Origin of the sequence: Nonomuraea basaltis, from assembly GCF_005893125.1 — a bacterium.
Lineage (GTDB): Bacteria > Actinomycetota > Actinomycetes > Streptosporangiales > Streptosporangiaceae > Nonomuraea > Nonomuraea basaltis.
Genome location: NZ_VCJS01000126.1, coordinates 18,641 through 35,464, shown reverse-complemented (window position 1 = coordinate 35,464; position 16,824 = coordinate 18,641). Strand labels below are relative to the sequence as shown.

Here is a 16,824-nt window from a genome sequence, read left to right as displayed (position 1 = left end):
GGGTGGCGGCGGGCCAGTTGTTCGAACAGGACGCGTAGCTCCAGTTTGGCGAGGTGGTTGCCGAGGCAGAAGTGGGCGCCGCCGCCTCCGAAGCCGATGTGCGGGTTGGGGTTGCGGGCGATGTCGAAGACGCCGGCGTCTGGGAAGGCGGTGGCGTCGCGGTTGGCGGAGGCGTAGAAGACCACGACCTTGTCGTTCGCCTTGATCTGCTGGCCGCCGAGCACTTGGTCCGTTGTGGAGGTGCGGCGGAACAGGTTGACCGGGGACACCCAGCGGACGATCTCGTCGGCAGCCGTCGTGGCCAGGGTGGGGTCGGCAACGAGGCGGTCCCACTGGCCGGGGTGCTCGAAGAGGGCGAGCATGCCGCCGGAGGCCGCGTTACGGGTGGTCTCGTTGCCCGCGACCACCAGAAGAAGGACGAAGAGGTCGAACTCGTTCTCGTCGAGAGTTTCGCCGTTCTCGTCGGGCTGCAGGAGCTTGGTGACGATGTCGTTCCTTGGGTTGGCCCTGCGCTGCGCCGCCAGCTCGTTGGCGTAGGCGTAGACCTCCATGGCGGCGGCGGAGCCCTCCTCCGGCCGGGAGGCGTAGTCGGGGTCTTGCGCCCCGATCATGCGGTTGGACCAGGCGAAGACCTTGTCGCGGTCGGATACGGGGGCGCCGAGCAGCTCACAGATCACGTAGAGAGGCAGGGGTGCGGCGACCTCGGTGACGAAGTCGACCTCGCCCGTGCATTTGTCGAGGAGGTCATCGCAGATGTCACGGATGTGTTGTTCGAGGGCACGGATCGTGCGCGGGGTGAAGCCCCGGTTGACCAGAGAACGGCGTCTCGTGTGCTCTGGAGGGTCCTGATTGAGCATCATGAGCCGTTGCATCGCGATCTGCTCCTCTGGCAGATCGTCGAACAGGGCGAGCTTGCGGTGCGAGGAGAACAGATCGGAGTGGCGTGAGACGTGGACGACGTCCTCGTAGCGGGTGACGGCCCAGAAGCCGGGCTCGCCCTCGTGCCAGTGAACGGGAGAGTTCGCGCGCAGCCAGGCGAACTGGTCGTGTGGCGGTCCAGCGGTCGCGTAGCGGTCTCTGTCGACGAGGTCGATGTGCACCCGGTTCACCCTCTTGCCTCAAGCGCTTGGTTAGACCGTACTGAAACGTGTTCTATTACGTCACTGTACGACCGTCAAGGAGGCTACATGAGCAGCGGTTCGACCTCCGATGTCTTCCCCTGGCGAAATTTCTGCGGCGTGAACACAGGCGCCGGGGCGGTAAAACGGGTTCACAGGCTCCCGGTCCCTCGCTTTGGGAGGTATCCCCAGGTCACGGATCGGATGTTTCGTCGTCCTCACCCTTGACACATACCGTTGGACCGCACGAGCATCGGAACACGAGACATCCGATGTATATGTGAAGGATGCGGTGTGAAGCTGCTGCGAGTAGGACCTGTCGGACAGGAGCGGCCGGTGGTGCTGGATGACGCCGGTAACTTGCGCGACATCGGAGAGCCCGAGATCGACGGCGCTTTCCTCGCCTCCGGGGGAGTGGCGCGCGTCCGTGAGGCGCTCGAGCGCGGTGACCTGCCGGTCGTCGACGCCGAGGGGCTGAGGATCGGCGCTCCGATCGCGCGTCCGGGCAAGATCGTCTGCATCGGCCTGAACTACAGCGACCACGCCGCCGAGTCCGGCGCGGAGCCGCCCGCCGAGCCCGTCGTGTTCATGAAGGCCTCCAACACCATGGTCGGCCCGTACGACGAGGTGCTCGTTCCGCGGGGCAGCGTGAAGACCGACTGGGAGGTCGAGCTGGCCGTCGTCATCGGCCAGGAGGCCCGATACCTGGGCAGCAAGGAGGAGGCGCTCGGCGTGGTCGCCGGTTACGCGATCTCCAACGACGTCTCGGAGCGCGAGTTCCAGCTCGAACGTGGCGGGCAGTGGGACAAAGGTAAGTCGTGCGAGACGTTCAACCCGCTGGGTCCCTGGCTGGTGACCGCGGACGAGGTGGGCGACCCGCAGAACCTGCCGCTGCGCCTCTGGGTGAACGGCGAGCTCCGCCAGGACGGCGACACCAAGAACATGATCTTCGATGTGGCGGAGATCGTGCGCTATCTGAGCCAGTTCATGGTGCTGGAGCCGGGTGACGTGATCAACACGGGCACCCCGGCCGGTGTGGCGCTGGGGATGCCGGGGCAGCCGTACCTGCGGGCCGGTGACGTGATGGAGCTGGAGATCGAGGGGCTCGGGCGGCAGCGGCAGACGGTGGGGCAGGCATGATGGCGTACAAGATCGTTGGGATGGAGACGCACGACGTGCGGTTTCCGACCTCGCGGGAGCTCGACGGCTCTGATGCGATGAATCCGGATCCCGACTACTCCGCGGCCTATGTCGTGCTCAAGACGGATGACGGATTCGAGGGGCACGGGTTCGCGTTCACCATCGGGCGCGGGAACGACATCCAGACCACCGCCATCGGCGCGCTGGAGCCGTACGTGCTCGGCAAGGACGTCGAGGACCTCGGCGCCCTGTACAAGGACATGGTCAACGACTCGCCGCTGCGGTGGCTGGGGCCGGAGAAGGGCGTCATGCACATGGCGATCTCCGCCGTGGTCAACGCGCTGTGGGACCTCAAGGCCAAGCGCGCGGGCAAGCCGGTCTGGCGGCTGCTGTCCGAGATGTCCCCCGAAGAGATCGTCGATCTCGTTGACTTCCGCTATCTGAGCGACGCGCTGACCAGGGACGACGCCCTGCGGATCCTGCGCAACGCGGAGGCGGGGAAGGAAGAGCGGATCGGCCGGCTGCTCGAGGCCGGCTATCCCGCGTACACGACCTCGCCGGGGTGGCTCGGATACGACGACGAGAAGCTGCGGCGGCTCTGCAAGGAGGCCATCGAGCAGGGGTTCGGGCAGATCAAGCTCAAGGTCGGCGCGGACCTCGACGACGACAGGCGCCGCTTCAGGGTGGCGCGCGAGGTCTGCGGGCCGGGCTTTCCGATCGCGATCGACGCCAACCAGCGCTGGGACGTCGGCTCGGGCATCGAGTGGATCAACGCGCTGCGCGAGTTCAACCCGCACTGGGTCGAGGAGCCGACCAGCCCCGACGACGTGCTCGGCCACGCCGCCATCGCCAGGGCCATCGAGCCGATCCCGGTGGCCACCGGCGAGCACGTGCAGAACCGCATCGTGTTCAAGCAACTGCTGCAGGCCAAAGCCATCTCCTACCTGCAGATCGACTCGGCCCGCGTCGGCGGGGTCAACGAGAACGTGGCGATCCTGCTGCTCGCGGCCAAGTTCGGGGTGCCCGTGTGCCCGCACGCGGGCGGCGTCGGGCTGTGCGAGCTGGTGCAGCACCTGTCGATGTTCGACTACGTGGCGATCACCGGGACCATGGACGGCCGTGTGATCGAGTACGTCGACCACCTGCACGAGCACTTCGTCGACCCGGTCGTCATCCGCGACGGCCGGTACGTCCCCCCGTCGGCGCCCGGCTTCGGCTCCGAGATGCGCCCGGAGTCCATCGCCGCCCACACCTTCCCCGGTGGAGAGGTCTGGAGGGACGCGTGATCCGTACACCGACCGAGGTTTGGAGGGATGCGTGAGCCTCAAAGCGATCGTGACCGGCGGCGGCTCCGGCATCGGGCTGGCCGCGGCCACGTTGCTCGCCGAGCACGGTATGAAAGTCGCCTGCCTCGACCTGAACCCGCCAGGTGAGCCGTTCATCGGGATCAAGATGGACGTCACCGACGACGCCGGCGTACGGGCGGCGGTGGCCGAGGCGGCCGAGCGGCTGGGCGGCATCGACGTGCTCGTCAACAACGCGGGCATCGGGGCACAGGGCACCGTCGAGGACAACCCGGACGCCGAGTGGCAGAAGGTGTTCGACGTCAACGTGTTCGGCATGGTCCGGGTGGCGCGGGCGGCGCTGCCCTACCTCAGGAGGTCCGAGCACGCCGCCATCGTCAACACCTGCTCGATCGCGGCCACGGCGGGGCTGCCCGAGCGGGCGCTCTACAGCGCGACGAAGGGGGCGGTGCTGTCGCTGACGCTGGCGATGGCCGCGGACCACCTACATGAGGGCATCCGGGTCAACTGCGTCAATCCCGGCACCGCGGACACCCCGTGGGTCACCAAGTTGCTCGCCACCGCCCCCGACCCCCAGGCGGAGCGCGCGGCGCTCAGCGCCAGGCAGCCAATGGGCCGCCTGGTCAGCGCGGAGGAGGTCGCCGCGGCGATCGCCTACCTCGCCAGCCCCCAGGCCGGTGCGACCACCGGGACCGCGCTCGCGGTCGACGGCGGCATGCAGGGGCTCCGGCTCCGGCCACACAACGAAGAAAGGTAATCCCCCCATGAAGTTCGGACGGGTGGTCGCAGGCGCGGCCCTATTGGCGGTCGTCACCGCGTGTGGTTCAGGGACGACGACGGAAACAGGAAGCGGCGGCGGGAAGGTCGGCATCGACCACCCGAGGGCCGACTCCGACTTCTGGAACTCCTACATCAAGTACGTCCCGCAGATGGCGAGCGAGCTCAAGGTGGACCTCATGCCCGCCACGAACTCGCAGAACGACGTGGCCAAGCTGGTCAACAACGTGCAGGCGCTGACCGGCCAGGGCGCCAAGGTGATCGTCATGGCCCCGCAGGACACCGGCGCCATCGCCAACACGCTGACGCAGCTCGAGAACAAGAAGATCCCCGTCGTGACCGTCGACACCCGGCCGGACAAGGGCAAGGTCTACATGGTCGTACGCGCCGACAACCGCGCGTACGGGACCAAGGCGTGCGAGTTCCTCGGTGAGAAGCTCGGCGGCAAGGGCAAGGTCGTGCAGCTCCAGGGCGCGCTCAGCTCGATCAACGGCCGCGACAGGTCGGAGGCGTTCCTGGATTGCATGAAGACCAAGTTCCCCGGGATCACGGTGTTCAGCGAGCCGACCGAGTGGGAGGGCAGCAAGGCCGCCTCCATGCTGCAGACCCGCCTGGAGCAGAACCCTGACATCAAGGGTGTCTACATGCACGCGGGCGGAGTCCACCTGGCCCCGACGCTGCAGGTGCTCAAGCAGAAGAGCCTGCTCGTCGCACCCGAGGACCCCAAGCACGTCTTCGTCGTCTCCAACGACGGGATCCCGCAGGAGTTCGAGTCGATCCGCAAGGGTGAGATCGACGCCACGGTGTCGCAGCCGGCCGACCTGTACGCCAAATACGCGCTCTTCTATGCCAAGGCCGCGTTGGAGGGCAAGACGTTCAAGCCGGGGCCGACGGACCACGACAGCACGATCATCCAGCTTCCGAACGGCCTGGAGGACCAGCTCCCCGCGCCGCTCGTGACGAAGGAGAACGTGGACGACAAGAGTCTCTGGGGTAACCAGGTCAACTAATGAACAATCACGTTGAAGCCCGAAACGTCGTCAAGCGCTTCGGCCCGACCATAGCGCTCAACGGCGCGGGGATCGCGATCGCCGAGGGCGAGACGCATGCGCTCGTCGGCAGGAACGGCGCCGGGAAGTCCACCCTGGTGTCGATCCTCACCGGGCTCCAGCGGCCTGACGAGGGCGAGGTGCTGTTCTCCGGGGAGGCGGCGCCCGCCCTCGCCGACCGCGACGCCTGGCGGCAGCGCGTCGCCTGCGTCTACCAGAAGTCCACGATCATCCCGGCGTTGACGGTCGCGGAGAACCTCTTCCTCAACCGCCAGACGGCCAAGGCGGGGCCGATCAACTGGCCGGCGCTGCGGGCCAGGGCGCGGGAGTTGCTGGACACGTACGAGGTGGACGTCGACGCGCAGGCCCTGGCCGGGGACCTGAGCGTCGAGCAGCGCCAGCTCGTGGAGATCGCCCGCGCGCTGTCGTTCGGGGCCAGATTCATCATCCTCGACGAGCCCACCGCCAGGCTCGACGGGCCGGCCATCGAGCGGCTGTTCGCGCGCATGCGGTCGCTGCGCGAGCAGGGCGTCACGATGATGTACATCTCGCACCACCTCGATGAGGTCTACGAGATCTGCCAGACCGTCACGGTCTTCCGTGACGCCCGGCACATCATGACCAAGCCGGTCGCCGACCTGCCGCACGACGAGCTGGTGGCCGCGATGACGGGCGAGGCCACGGCCGCGTACGAGTCCCGCACGCGCAGCCCCGGCGACAAGGTGGTGCTGTCGGGCGAGAACCTGTCGATCGGCGGCCGCTACGCAAATGTTGATATTTCCGTTAAATCTGGCGAGGTCGTGGGCCTGGCCGGGTCCGCGAGCAGCGGCAAGGTCGGCCTGGCCGAGACCCTGGTCGGGCTGCGCAAGGCGGACTCGGGCACGGTCACGGTCAACGGCACACGGGTCAGGCCGGGCGACGTGCCCTCCGCGATGCGGGCCGGCCTCGGGTTCGTGCCGGAGGACCGGCATCACGAGGGCTTCGTCCCGCTGCTCTCGGTGGGGGAGAACACCACGTTCCCGATCGCCCGCAAGCTGGGCCGATACGGCATCGTGTTCCCGACGCGCCGCCGGGCCAGGGCCGAGCAGCTGATCGAGAATCTGGATATCAAGACCGAAGGGCCTGATCAGCCGGTCGGCGACCTGTCCGGGGGGAACGCGCAGAAGGTGGTGTTCGCGCGCGCCCTCGTGGACGACCCGACGGTGCTGGTCGTGATCAACCCGACCGCCGGCGTCGATGTCAAGGCCAAGCAGGCCCTGCTCGGCGCCGTCGAGGACGCGGTCGAGCGGGGAGCGGGGGCCGTGGTGGTCTCCGACGAGCTCGACGACCTGCGGATCTGCGACCGGGTGATGGTGATGTTCCACGGCAGGGTCGTCAAGGACGTGCCCCGTGGCTGGACGGACCACGAGCTCGTGGCCGTGATGGAAGGCATAGAAGATTGACCACCACTTTGACGGCGCCGGCCCCTCGGGTGCGGCTGGCCAGGTTCCGTGACCTGACCCTCGTGCCGGTGATCGTGATCCTGCTCGTCGTGGGCGCGTTCCTGGACCCGACCTTCCTGACCCCGGGCAACCTGACGAACGTGCTCCAGCAGCAGGCGGCGATCTCGCTCCTCGTGCTGGCCGAGGCCATGATCTTGATCGCGGGCAAGTTCGACCTGTCGATCGAGTCGACGGTCGGCACCGCCCCCGCCATCGCGGTGATGCTGGTGATCCCGGTGTCGGCGGGCGGGTTCGGCATCGGGCTGCCCGGCGAGTTGGTGATCGTGTTCGCACTGCTGATCGGCGCGGCCATCGGCGCCTTCAACGGCTTCCTGATCGTCAGGTTCAAGCTCTCGGCCTTCATCGTCACGCTGGCCATGCTGATCATCGTGCACGGCCTCCTGCAGGGGCCGACCGAGGGCAAGACGCTGTTCCAGCTCCCCGACTCGATCCTCTACCTGGGCAGCGCCACCTGGCTCGGCCTGCCCGCGGCCATCTGGATCGCGGGGCTGCTGTTCGCGGCGGGCATCTACGGCCTGGGCTACCTCAGGCTCGGCCGCGCCCTCTACGCCATCGGCGGCAACATCGACGCGGCCCGCGCCGCCGGCATCCGGGTGGACCGGGTGCTGTTCGGCGTGTTCATCTTGGGCGGGACGCTGGCGGCGCTCGCCGGCATCCTGGAGACGGGCCGTCTCGGCGCGATCGGCAACAACCAGGGCGTCGGCTGGATCTTCATGGTGTTCGCCGCGGCCGTCATCGGCGGCGTCAGCATGGACGGCGGCAAGGGCACGATCCTCGGCGCGCTCACCGGTGTGCTGGTGATCGGCCTGGTGCAGAACATCCTGACGCTCATCGGCGTCTCCGGCTTCTGGCAGCCGGTGATCTACGGCGGCATCATCCTCATCGCGCTGATGATCAGCCGAATAGCGGGCGGAAAGGCACAAGATTGATGGCACGGCTCAGAGGCGCGGTGTGACCGAGAATCGTCCAGTTGGTCCGGTGCCTCTGGGAGGTGCGGCGTGATCGAGAATCGTTCAGTTGGTCCGGTGTCTCTGGGAGGTGCGGTGTGATCGAGCTGCCCCGCCACGGGTTCGGCGGCGCCCCCATCGGAAACCTGTTCCAGGCGGTGACGGACGAGCAGGCCCGCGCCACGGTCGACGCGGCCTGGGAGAGCGGCGTGCGCCTGTTCGACACGGCGCCGCACTACGGGCTGGGCCTGTCGGAGCGCCGCCTCGGAGCGGCGCTCGCCGGCCGCTCGGGCTACGTCCTGTCGACGAAGGTCGGCCGCCTGCTCGTGCCCTCGCCGTCCCGCGACGGCCGTGACGACGGTGGCTTCGACGTGCCGGCCGAGTACGAGCGCGTGTGGGACTTCTCCCGCGACGGCGTACGCAGGTCGCTGGAGGAGTCCCTGGCACGGTTGCGGCTGCCTGCCATCCACGTCGCGCTCATCCACGACCCCGACGACCATGTGGAACAGGCGGTCTCGGAGGCGTACCCGGCGCTGGCCGAGCTGCGGGCCGAGGGCGTGGTGCAGGCGATCGGCGTCGGCATGAACCAGTGGCAGGTGCCGCTGCGCTTCGTCCAGGAGACCGACATCGACGTCGTCATGCTCGCGGGCCGCTACACCCTGCTCGATCAGTCGGGCCTGCCGCTCCTGGATGCGTGCGCGGAACGCGGCGTCAAGGTGCTGGCGGCCGGTGTCTTCAACAGCGGCATCCTGGCCACGCCCAGGCCGTCGGGCACGTACGACTACCAGCCGGCTCCGGCGCCGCTGGTGGAGCGGGCCACCGGCATCGCCCGGATCTGCGAACGCCACGGCGTCTCCCTGCCCCAGGCGGCCATGGCCTTTCCCCTGCGCCACCCGGCGATCGCCGCCATCGTCCTGGGCGCCCGCGCGCCGGAGGAGGTCACCGCGAACGCCGCCCTGTGGTCCCGTCCGGTTCCCGAGGAGCTGTGGGAGGAGCTGGAGTCCGAAGGACTGCTGCCCAAGGCGGGATAGGTGCCTGGAGGCGGGTCCGCCTCAGGTCATGAGGTGGGAAGGGCGTAGTCGGCGATCCACAGCCCAGGGATCACCTCGACCTCGCCGCGCAACGCGAACCCGAGCCGCTCGTACAGCGTGCGCGCGGGCGTGTTGCCGCGCCCCGTGGACACCACGACCCGCCGCGTCCCGGCCCTGGCCAGGACCTCCTTGACCAGGGCCCGCCCGATCCCGCGCCGCAGCGCGCCCGGATGGACGATCAGCCGGTTGACGTCCACCTCGTCGTCCGTCTCCTCCCACGCCACCGCCCCGGCCAGCCGCCCGTCCTCATCCACCGCGCCGAGCCACAGCAGCGGCTGCGCCCGCAGGTCGGCCAGGCTCTCATGCAAGGGCGGGATCCGATCATCCTGAATGATCTCCGCCTCGACGGCGTACGCGGCCTTCTGCAGGGCGAGCAGCTCGGACCCGAGCGGATCGTCGGCGGGCGATATTTCGATAATGAGCACCGGCCGAGTATCCCTCAACCGACCTCCCACAACGCGCTCACGGGCATGGCCCGCATCCGGTCGCCGAAGGGGAGCGTTTGCGTGCCGGTGTGGAGAACGATCCCTGCGATCAAGTCATCGCCGAGTCGATCGGCGAGGTGTCGCAGGCCCTTGAAATCGTCCGCACGCACAGTAGTGGATGCCTTCACTTCGATCCCCACCACCTGGCCGCGTCGATTCTCCAGGACGGCGTCTACTTCGACTCCATCCTTGGTTCTGTAGTGGTAGAGGTCGATTTGGCTTTCCGACCAAGTCAGCTGCCGTGCGAGCTCCATGAGAACAAAGCCTTCGAGCAACGGACCGAAGAACCCATTGGGACGCACGATCCCTCGCGCGTCGACGCTGAGCAGGTTTGCCGCGATTCCAGAATCCACGAAAGCCACCTTGGCGGTGCCGACGGCGCGGTTGCTGAGGTTTCGCGACCAGGCGGGTATGCGCTTGATGAGGTAGACCTCTTCAAGAAGGCTGAGGTATCTATGCGTGGTGCTCGTGGGAAGTCCGAGCTCGCGACCGAGGGGCTGGCGGGAGAGCAGCTGACCGGACCGTGCCGCGAGCAGGCGTATGAGTGCGTGCATATCGGGCAGCCGCTCGATCTCGGAGAGCTCATTCACATCGCGGCTGAGCAGGTCCCCAACGTAAGAATTGAAAAAGCGCTGTCGCCTCCGAGCGTTCGCCCGGCTGACGGCTTCCGGGAAGCCTCCTCGAATGATGCGCTCCCCGTACTCTGCACGCGAGATCTCGGAGGTATGGCGAAGATCGGCCCCATGAGTGAAGATCGCGTCAATGAAGCCGTCGGGCGTGCTGTCGATCTCGCCTTGAGAGAAGGGCCACAGCTCAATGGTCTCCATCCGGCCCACAAGGGTGTCCGGCAGCGCTCGCAGACCGAGGATGCGAGCGCTGCCTGTGAGCAGGTAGCGGCCAGGTCGAGGGTCGGTATCGACCTGCGCTTTGATGGCAAGCAGCAGCTCTGGTACGCGTTGGATCTCATCGATGATCATCATGTTGGCGAAGTCGACGAAGCCCTCTGGGTCGCTCACGGCTCCTTGACGCATGAACTCTCTGTCCAAATCGCGCCACTCCGCCGTCCTCCCTTTGGCGACCTGCTTGACCAAGGTGCTCTTGCCAGATTGCCGTGCGCCGTTGATCAGGACGACGCGGGTGTCTGTCAGGGCTTCCGCCACGGCGCTTTCGGCGTGCCGTGGCACCACCCTGCCCAAAGGAGTGCTGACCATGAGTCAAGCATGGCACGTGCCGACGTTTCTCGTGGTGATTTGGTCGCCGTGCTCGTGGTTATTCGGTCGCATGATCTATGGTCATATAGTCGCCGTGTCCATGGTGATTCGGTCGCCACGTCCATGGTGGATCAACCGGATCACGACGGTACGAACAGCCAGGACTTGGACGGCCCCGGCTCGTACGGCGAATTCAGGCGTTTGGCGACGACCCCCGGCAGCCCCTGCTCGCGGGCCGCCTGCCGCACCGGCCCGGCATCCCCCGGCCACGACGGCGCCGTCTGCCAGTGGGCGCCGGCCACCCCCAGCGCCTCCAGCGCCGCCCGCCGCACCGTGTAGGGCTGTTCGACCAGCGAGTGGCCGTCGTCGTACAGCAGGTCGTAGAACACCAGGATCTCCGCGCCCCCGAGCGTGGCGACCTCCCCGTCCAGCAGTGCCGACCGGCTGCCGAACGACTCCGCCAGCGGCCGCAGCCACGGGTGTTCCCGGGCGGCGTCGGTGCGGCCGCCGTCGATGGGGACCAGGAGGCGGCGTCCGCCCCACGCGAACTCGAAGGCGTACGCCGAGGCGTCCTTGGGTGGCTTGGCGCGCTCTGCCGGGAGCATGGGCTGGACCGACGGGAACGGCTCGCGGACCGGGGCGTCCATGCGGTGGATCATCCAGTTCTTGCCCCGCGTCTGGAACAGCACGAACCTGCCGGAGGCGCGCTCGCCGTGCAGGACGACCTTGACCTCCCGGTCCGACCACTTCTCCGTCTCGTAGGTGCCGGTGTCCCAGACGGTCATGGTGCCGCCGCCGTACTCGCCCTTGGGGATCTCGCCGTGGAAGGTGAGGTACTCCATCGGGTGGTCCTCGGTCTGCACGGCGAGGTGGTTGGTCCGCGGGTCGGCGGGCAGGCCCTTGGGGACGGCCCAGGAGGCGAGGACGCCGTCGCGCTCCAGGCGCAGGTCCCAGTGCAGGGACCGCGCGTGGTGCTCCTGGATGACGAACGCGTTGCCCTCGGCCGGCATCGGGGGCTCGGCCGGGACGGGTTCGGGGGTGCGGGTGGGGTCGCGCTTGCTCCGGTATCGCTGAAGTTTGTCCGCCACGCTCCCGGTTCTACCCAGAAGCGGCCGTGTAGGCGCTCATGGCGCTGGTGATCAGTCCAGCTCCAGCGCCTTGCGCAGCCACGACTCCACGCCCGCCACGTGCACGGTGGCCCAGGAGCGGGCGACGTCGGCCTGGCGGGCGGCGATGGCCTCGTAGATCGCGGTGTGCTGCTCGCGGGTCTTCTCCATCGCGCCCTCCTGCGTGAGCCCCCGCCAGATCCTGGCCCGGGTGGTCGGACCTGACAGGCTCTCGATGAACGAGCACAGCACGGTGTTGCCCGATCCCTGCGCGATCCGCTGGTGGAAGCGCAGGTCGTTGGCCACCAGCTCCTCGACCGTGGGCTCGGCGGGCAGCGACTCCAGGATGACCCGCAGCTCGTCGATGTCCTCGTCGCTCATCAGCTTGGTCGCCATCGCGGTCGCGGCCGGCTCCAGGATGCGGCGGACCTCGAAGAACTGCAGCACGGTGTCGTCGCGGTGCAGGTCGAGCACGAACGACATGGTGTCGAGGAGCAGGCGCGGCTCCAGGCTGGTGACGTATGTGCCGTCGCCCTGGCGCACGTCGAGCACGTTGATCAGGGACAGCGCGCGCACGGCCTCGCGCAGCGAGTTGCGCGAGAGGCCGAGCCGCTCGGCCAGGTCGGCCTCCTTGGGCAGGCGGTCGCCGGGGGCCAGCTCGCCCGAGACGATCATTTGCTTGATCTTGTCGATGGCTGCGTCGGTGACCGCCACGCTTTTCTCCCTAGACATCGGATGTCTAGGAGTCTAGGGCCTGGAAGCGGACGAGATCGACCCCAGAGAGGCGGCGTATCTGCCCCCTGGCCTCCAGAGCACGCAGGTGGGCCGCGGCCTCGCCGGCCGCCATGCCTCTCAGGACGGGGGACAGCTGGTCCCACGGCCTGTTCCACGTCATCATCGCGGCGACCTCCCAGATGGTCAGCGGTACGGGCCGCTCGGCCAGGAGGGCGCGCAGCCGTACGAGCTTCTCCTCGTGATGGTGGCGGATCTCGGCGGCCCGCGCGGCCACATCAGGAAATATCCACTCATGGGCGGGCAACGCGTCGAGGGGGCCCAGGTCGCCGACCCGGTCCAGGGAGTCCAGGAAATCACCTAATGGATCGACATCGTCACGGTCATAGGGATAAATGCCAACGTGGGGAGTGATGTCGGGAAGGACGTGGTCACCGGTGAACAGCCGGTCGGCGTCCTCCAGATGCAGGCAGATGTGCCCCGGGGTGTGGCCGGGCGTGTGCAGGACCCGCAGCTTGCGCCCCGGCAGGTCCACCAGATCGCCGTCGCGCAGCTCGCGGTCGGGCATGGCGGGCGGCGTCGGGCGGCCGCCCAGCCCCTGTCGGGCCTCGCCGGGGTCGGCGCCCGCCCGCCTGAGCATGTCGGACTGGAAGCTGTCGTGCTCGCTGGCGGCGTACTCGGTCATCAGCCTGACCAGCGCCGCGTCGCTCCCGTGCATGGCGATCCACCCGCCGGACGCCTCTCTGACCTGCCCGGCGAGCCCGGCGTGGTCGGGATGGAAATGGGTGACGACCACCCCGCTCACCGCGCTCACGTCGATCCCGAGGGTCGCGAGGCCGCCGCTGAGCGCCTCCCATGCCTCCGGATGGTTCCACCCGGCGTCGACCAGCACGGGTCCCTTCGGCGACTCGACGGCGTACACGAGTGTGTAGCCGAGCGGGTTGCCGGGGATCGGCACCGGCACGCTCCACACCCCGCCGCCGAGATCCTGCGGGCGCTGCTCCGCGTACGGCCTGCGTCTGGTCTTCATGTGCCCCCCGAGGGTGGTCAGCCGATTCTTTCCAAAATCGTGGCCGTGGCCAGCGCCCCGCCCGCGCACATGGTGACCAGCGCGGTCGCCGAGTCCGACCGCTCCAGCTCGTGCAGCGCCGTGGTGATCAGCCGCGCGCCCGTGGCGCCCACGGGATGGCCGAGCGCGATGGCGCCGCCGTTGACGTTGACGCGGTCGAGGTCGGGCTCGTGCACGCCGGCCCACGACAGCACGACCGACGCGAACGCCTCGTTCACCTCGAACCTGTCGATGTCGCCGATTGTCATGCCGGCCGCCGTCAGCACCTTGGCCGTCGCGTCCACCGGGCCGTCGAGATGGTAGTACGGCTCCGCGCCGACCAGCGCCTGCGCCAGGATCCGCGCCCGGGGCCGCAGCCCGTGCCTACGTGCCGCCTGCTCGCTCATCACCAGCACGGCGGCGGCGCCGTCGGAGATCTGCGACGACGTGCCCGCGGTGTGCAGCGCGCCCTCCACCACCGGCTTGAGCTTGGCCAGCCCTTCGACGGTGGTCTCACGCAGCCCCTGGTCCCTGCGTACGTCCCCGACGGGCACGATCTCCCGCTCGAACCGTCCGTCGGCCCACGCCTTGGCCGCCAGCCGCTGCGAGCGCGCCCCGAACCAGTCGAGCCGCTCCCGCGTCAGCCCGCGCCGCCGCGCGATCCGCTCGGCGGCGGTGAACTGGTCGGGCAGGTCGATGCTCCAGTCGTCGGGCTTGGGTCTGGCGGGCAGCACGTTGCTGCCGAGCGGCGCCCGGCTCATCATCTCGACGCCGCACCCGACGCCCGCCTCGATCACACCCGCGCTGATCATCGCCGCCGCCAGGTGCACGGCCTGCTGCGACGACCCGCACTGGGCGTCCAGCGTGGTGACCCCCGCCTGGTACGGCAGCCCGGCATACAGCCACGAATGGCGCCCGACGTGTCCGCCCTGCTCGCCCGCCTGGGTCACGCACCCGGCGAACACCTGCTCGACGACCGCCGGATCGATCCCCGCCCGCTGGACGAGCCCGTTCATCGCGGTGGCGAGAACCTGTTGCGGCTTGAGCCCGGCGAGCCAGCCCGCCCGCTTGCCGATGGGGGTGCGAACGGCCTCGACGATCACAGGTGTGCCCACTGTCGCCTCCAGAACGATGCTCTGGCGCGACTGTAACGCGTTCTACTTTGTGGCGGAAGCCTCGCCCTCCAAAGTCGAAGGAAGTCCGAAGGTCTGGAACAGCTTCTCCTCGAAGAACATGCCCACGTGGCTGATGCTCTCCCCGGAGAACGTCGGCACCATGATCGAGAACTGCCGGTAGACGCCGTCCTCGCGGTGGTACATGGCGAAGGCCAGCTGCCCGTTGGCCGCGATCGGGATCAGCTTGAGGTCGCCCGACCGCTCGGCGGGGCACTGCACCTTGATGAGCTCCACGATCGTCTCGGGCCCCTGGTACCAGCCGACGAAGGGCGGCATCTCCCAGATCGCGTCCTTGGTGAACAGGTGCACCAGGCTGTCGATGTCGTAGTTCTCGAACGCGGCCACATACCGGTCGAGCTGGGCCCGCTGCTCCTCGCTCAGTGGCTCCACCGGGTCGTCCAGGCTCGGTGACACCTCGTCGAGCTGGGCCCGGGCCCGCTGCAGGATGCTGTTGACGGCCGCGGTGGACACGCCGACGGCCTCGGCCACCTCGGCGGCCTTCCACTTGAGCACGTCACGAAGGATCAGCACCGCGCGCTGCCGGGGCGGCAGGTGCTGCAGCGCGGCGATCAGCGCGAGCCTGATGCTCTCGCGCGAGGTCACGATCGAGGCCGGGTCGTCGGCGCCCGCGCCCGCCAGCGCGTCGGGGACCGGCTCCAGCCACGGCACCTCGTGGTCCTGCACGAGGGGCGCCCTGGCTTCGATGCTGGGCGCGCCGAGACCGGTCGGCAACGGCCGCCTGCTGCGGCTGTCCAGCGCGGTCAGGCACGTCGTGGTGGCGATGCGGTAAAGCCACGTACGCAGCGAGGAACGCCCCTCGAAGCCGTCGTAGGCCCGCCACGCCCGAAGGTAGGTCTCCTGCACGAGATCCTCGGCGTCGTGCACCGACCCCATCATGCGGTAGCAGTGCGCCAGCAGCTCGCGGCGCATCGGATCAGCCAGCCGGAGGAAGTCCTCGTTTGTCGGCTTGTCGGTCATACCTCCTGTATAGACGTCGCCACCGACAGACCGATGAGTTTTTTACCTCCCCCAGGTCAATTAGTGCGATCGCGCACGATGAGCTGCCTCCGCCCGGGGCCGCGGGGGCATCCGGGCGGAGGCCTGAGGTGCGGCCGTCTCAGTGGGGGACCGTGAGGACGATCTTGCCGGTGGTGCGGTTGGTCTCGCCGAGCTCGTGCGCCTTGGCGGCCTCCTCCAGCGGCAGGACCGCCGCCACCTCCACCCGCAGCCGGCCCGCCTCGGCCAGTGCCGCGATCGCCCGCATGGTGGCCTGGTCGGGCTCCACCAGCATGGTCTCCGAGCGGATGCCCAGCTCCGCGGCCACCGTGTGCACGCTCGGGTCGAACAGGCTGAGGGTGAGCGAGACGATCGTGCCGCCCCTGCGCATGGTGCGCAGCGAGCGCGGCCCGTAGTCGCCGCCGATGGTGTCGAGCACCACGTCCACGTCCCGCACGATCTCGGAGAAGTCCTCGGTCCGGTAGTCCACGAGCTCGTCGGCGCCCAGGCCACGCAGGAAGTCGTGCTTGGCGGCGCTGGCCGTGCCGATCACGTAGGCCCCGCGGGCCTTGGCGATCTGCACCGCGAGGTGGCCGACTCCACCGGCGGCGGCGTGGATGAGCGCCCGCTGGCCGCCCTTCAGCCCGGCCACGTCCACGAGCGCCTGGTAGGCGGTCAGCGCGGCGAGCGGGATCGCGGCGGCCTGTACGTGGTCGATGGTGGCGGGCTTGCGGACGAAATGCCGGGACGGCGCGGTCACGTACTGGGCGTAGGCGCCGTGTCCCAACGGGTAGCGCAGCATGCCGAACACCTCGTCGCCCGGCTTGTAGAGCGCCTGCCCGATCCCGACGGCCTCGACCACGCCCGAGACGTCCCACCCGAGCACGAACGGCGGGCGCAGGAACCCCCCGCTCGCTCGGATCTTCCAGTCGGTCGGGTTGACCCCGGCCGCCTCCACCCTCACGAGCACCTCGGTCGGACCGGGCTCCGGCCGGTCCACTTCAACCATCTTCAGCACTTCAGGCCCGCCCAGGGCATCCTGACTGATCGCCTTCATCTTCATGGCCTCCAGCCTGCTCGGCCGCGCCACGTCCCGCGAGTGGCCCAAAGGTCATGATGGGTAAAGATCCGGCCACACACCAA

The 16,824-nt window shown here is 68.7% G+C and carries 16 protein-coding genes; 7 read left to right on the top strand and 9 right to left on the bottom strand.

Translation table 11 applies throughout. The annotated features are described in order from the left end of the window. The coding region (locus tag EJK15_RS42200) for a cytochrome P450 (RefSeq protein WP_138716083.1) at positions 1-1,100 on the bottom strand (1,100 nt) is incomplete at its 3' end. A gap of 312 nt (positions 1,101-1,412) precedes the next feature. On the opposite strand from EJK15_RS42200, the gene EJK15_RS42195 reads away from it, so the two are divergent. The 7 genes from EJK15_RS42195 (at position 1,413) to EJK15_RS42165 (ending at position 8,868) form a co-directional block, all read left to right on the top strand. Then, positions 1,413-2,258 (top strand): fumarylacetoacetate hydrolase family protein, encoded by an 846-nt coding sequence (locus EJK15_RS42195; RefSeq protein ID WP_138716082.1) that lies wholly within the window; start codon positions 1,413-1,415, stop codon positions 2,256-2,258. Positions 2,259-2,278: 20 nt separating this feature from the next. Next, positions 2,279-3,544 (top strand): enolase C-terminal domain-like protein, encoded by a 1,266-nt coding sequence (locus tag EJK15_RS42190; RefSeq protein ID WP_240777564.1) that lies wholly within the window; start codon positions 2,279-2,281, stop codon positions 3,542-3,544. A gap of 31 nt (positions 3,545-3,575) precedes the next feature. Then, positions 3,576-4,319 carry an SDR family NAD(P)-dependent oxidoreductase gene (locus EJK15_RS42185; protein ID WP_240777563.1) on the top strand — a complete coding sequence of 248 codons (744 nt, stop codon included), beginning with the start codon at positions 3,576-3,578 and terminating at the stop codon, positions 4,317-4,319. A gap of 7 nt (positions 4,320-4,326) precedes the next feature. Then, positions 4,327-5,349: a sugar ABC transporter substrate-binding protein gene (locus tag EJK15_RS42180; protein ID WP_138716080.1), complete on the top strand. Its 1,023-nt coding sequence runs from the start codon at positions 4,327-4,329 to the stop codon at positions 5,347-5,349. Beyond that, positions 5,349-6,830, top strand: a complete 1,482-nt coding sequence (locus tag EJK15_RS42175) for a sugar ABC transporter ATP-binding protein (RefSeq protein ID WP_138716079.1) — start codon at positions 5,349-5,351, stop codon at positions 6,828-6,830. The genes EJK15_RS42180 and EJK15_RS42175 overlap by 1 nt, the downstream gene beginning before the upstream one ends. Continuing rightward, positions 6,827-7,819 (top strand): ABC transporter permease, encoded by a 993-nt coding sequence (locus EJK15_RS42170; protein WP_240777562.1) that lies wholly within the window; start codon positions 6,827-6,829, stop codon positions 7,817-7,819. The genes EJK15_RS42175 and EJK15_RS42170 overlap by 4 nt, the downstream gene beginning before the upstream one ends. Positions 7,820-7,935: 116 nt before the next feature. Further along, the gene (locus EJK15_RS42165; protein ID WP_138716078.1) at positions 7,936-8,868 is read left to right on the top strand and encodes an aldo/keto reductase; all 933 of its coding nucleotides are present in this window, start codon (positions 7,936-7,938) and stop codon (positions 8,866-8,868) included. Positions 8,869-8,894: 26 nt separating this feature from the next. Here the strand turns inward: EJK15_RS42165 and EJK15_RS42160 are convergent, their stop codons facing one another. The 8 genes from EJK15_RS42160 to EJK15_RS42125 all read right to left on the bottom strand — a co-directional run bounded on the left by EJK15_RS42160 (position 8,895) and on the right by EJK15_RS42125 (position 16,738). Beyond that, on the bottom strand, positions 8,895-9,353 hold the full coding sequence (locus EJK15_RS42160; protein WP_171074851.1) for a GNAT family N-acetyltransferase: 459 nt from the start codon (positions 9,351-9,353) through the stop codon (positions 8,895-8,897). A 14-nt stretch (positions 9,354-9,367) separates the two neighbouring features. Then, complete coding sequence (locus EJK15_RS42155; protein WP_206061438.1) at positions 9,368-10,624, bottom strand: ATP-binding protein; 1,257 nt, start codon at positions 10,622-10,624, stop codon at positions 9,368-9,370. Between the two features lie 140 nt (positions 10,625-10,764). After that, on the bottom strand, positions 10,765-11,712 hold the full coding sequence (locus EJK15_RS42150) for a DNA polymerase ligase N-terminal domain-containing protein (RefSeq protein ID WP_138716076.1): 948 nt from the start codon (positions 11,710-11,712) through the stop codon (positions 10,765-10,767). Between the two features lie 51 nt (positions 11,713-11,763). Continuing rightward, positions 11,764-12,444: a FadR/GntR family transcriptional regulator gene (locus EJK15_RS42145; protein WP_138716075.1), complete on the bottom strand. Its 681-nt coding sequence runs from the start codon at positions 12,442-12,444 to the stop codon at positions 11,764-11,766. Positions 12,445-12,469: 25 nt separating this feature from the next. Continuing rightward, the gene (locus EJK15_RS42140) at positions 12,470-13,492 is read right to left on the bottom strand and encodes an MBL fold metallo-hydrolase (protein WP_138716074.1); all 1,023 of its coding nucleotides are present in this window, start codon (positions 13,490-13,492) and stop codon (positions 12,470-12,472) included. 17 nt (positions 13,493-13,509) lie between these two features. Further along, the gene (locus tag EJK15_RS42135) at positions 13,510-14,625 is read right to left on the bottom strand and encodes a steroid 3-ketoacyl-CoA thiolase (RefSeq protein WP_138716073.1); all 1,116 of its coding nucleotides are present in this window, start codon (positions 14,623-14,625) and stop codon (positions 13,510-13,512) included. Positions 14,626-14,667: 42 nt separating this feature from the next. Then, positions 14,668-15,663, bottom strand: a complete 996-nt coding sequence (locus EJK15_RS42130) for a sigma-70 family RNA polymerase sigma factor (RefSeq protein WP_138716072.1) — start codon at positions 15,661-15,663, stop codon at positions 14,668-14,670. A gap of 139 nt (positions 15,664-15,802) precedes the next feature. Next, entirely contained in the window at positions 15,803-16,738 is a 936-nt protein-coding gene (locus EJK15_RS42125; RefSeq protein ID WP_138716086.1) for an NADP-dependent oxidoreductase, read from the bottom strand. Positions 16,739-16,824 lie beyond the last annotated feature (86 nt).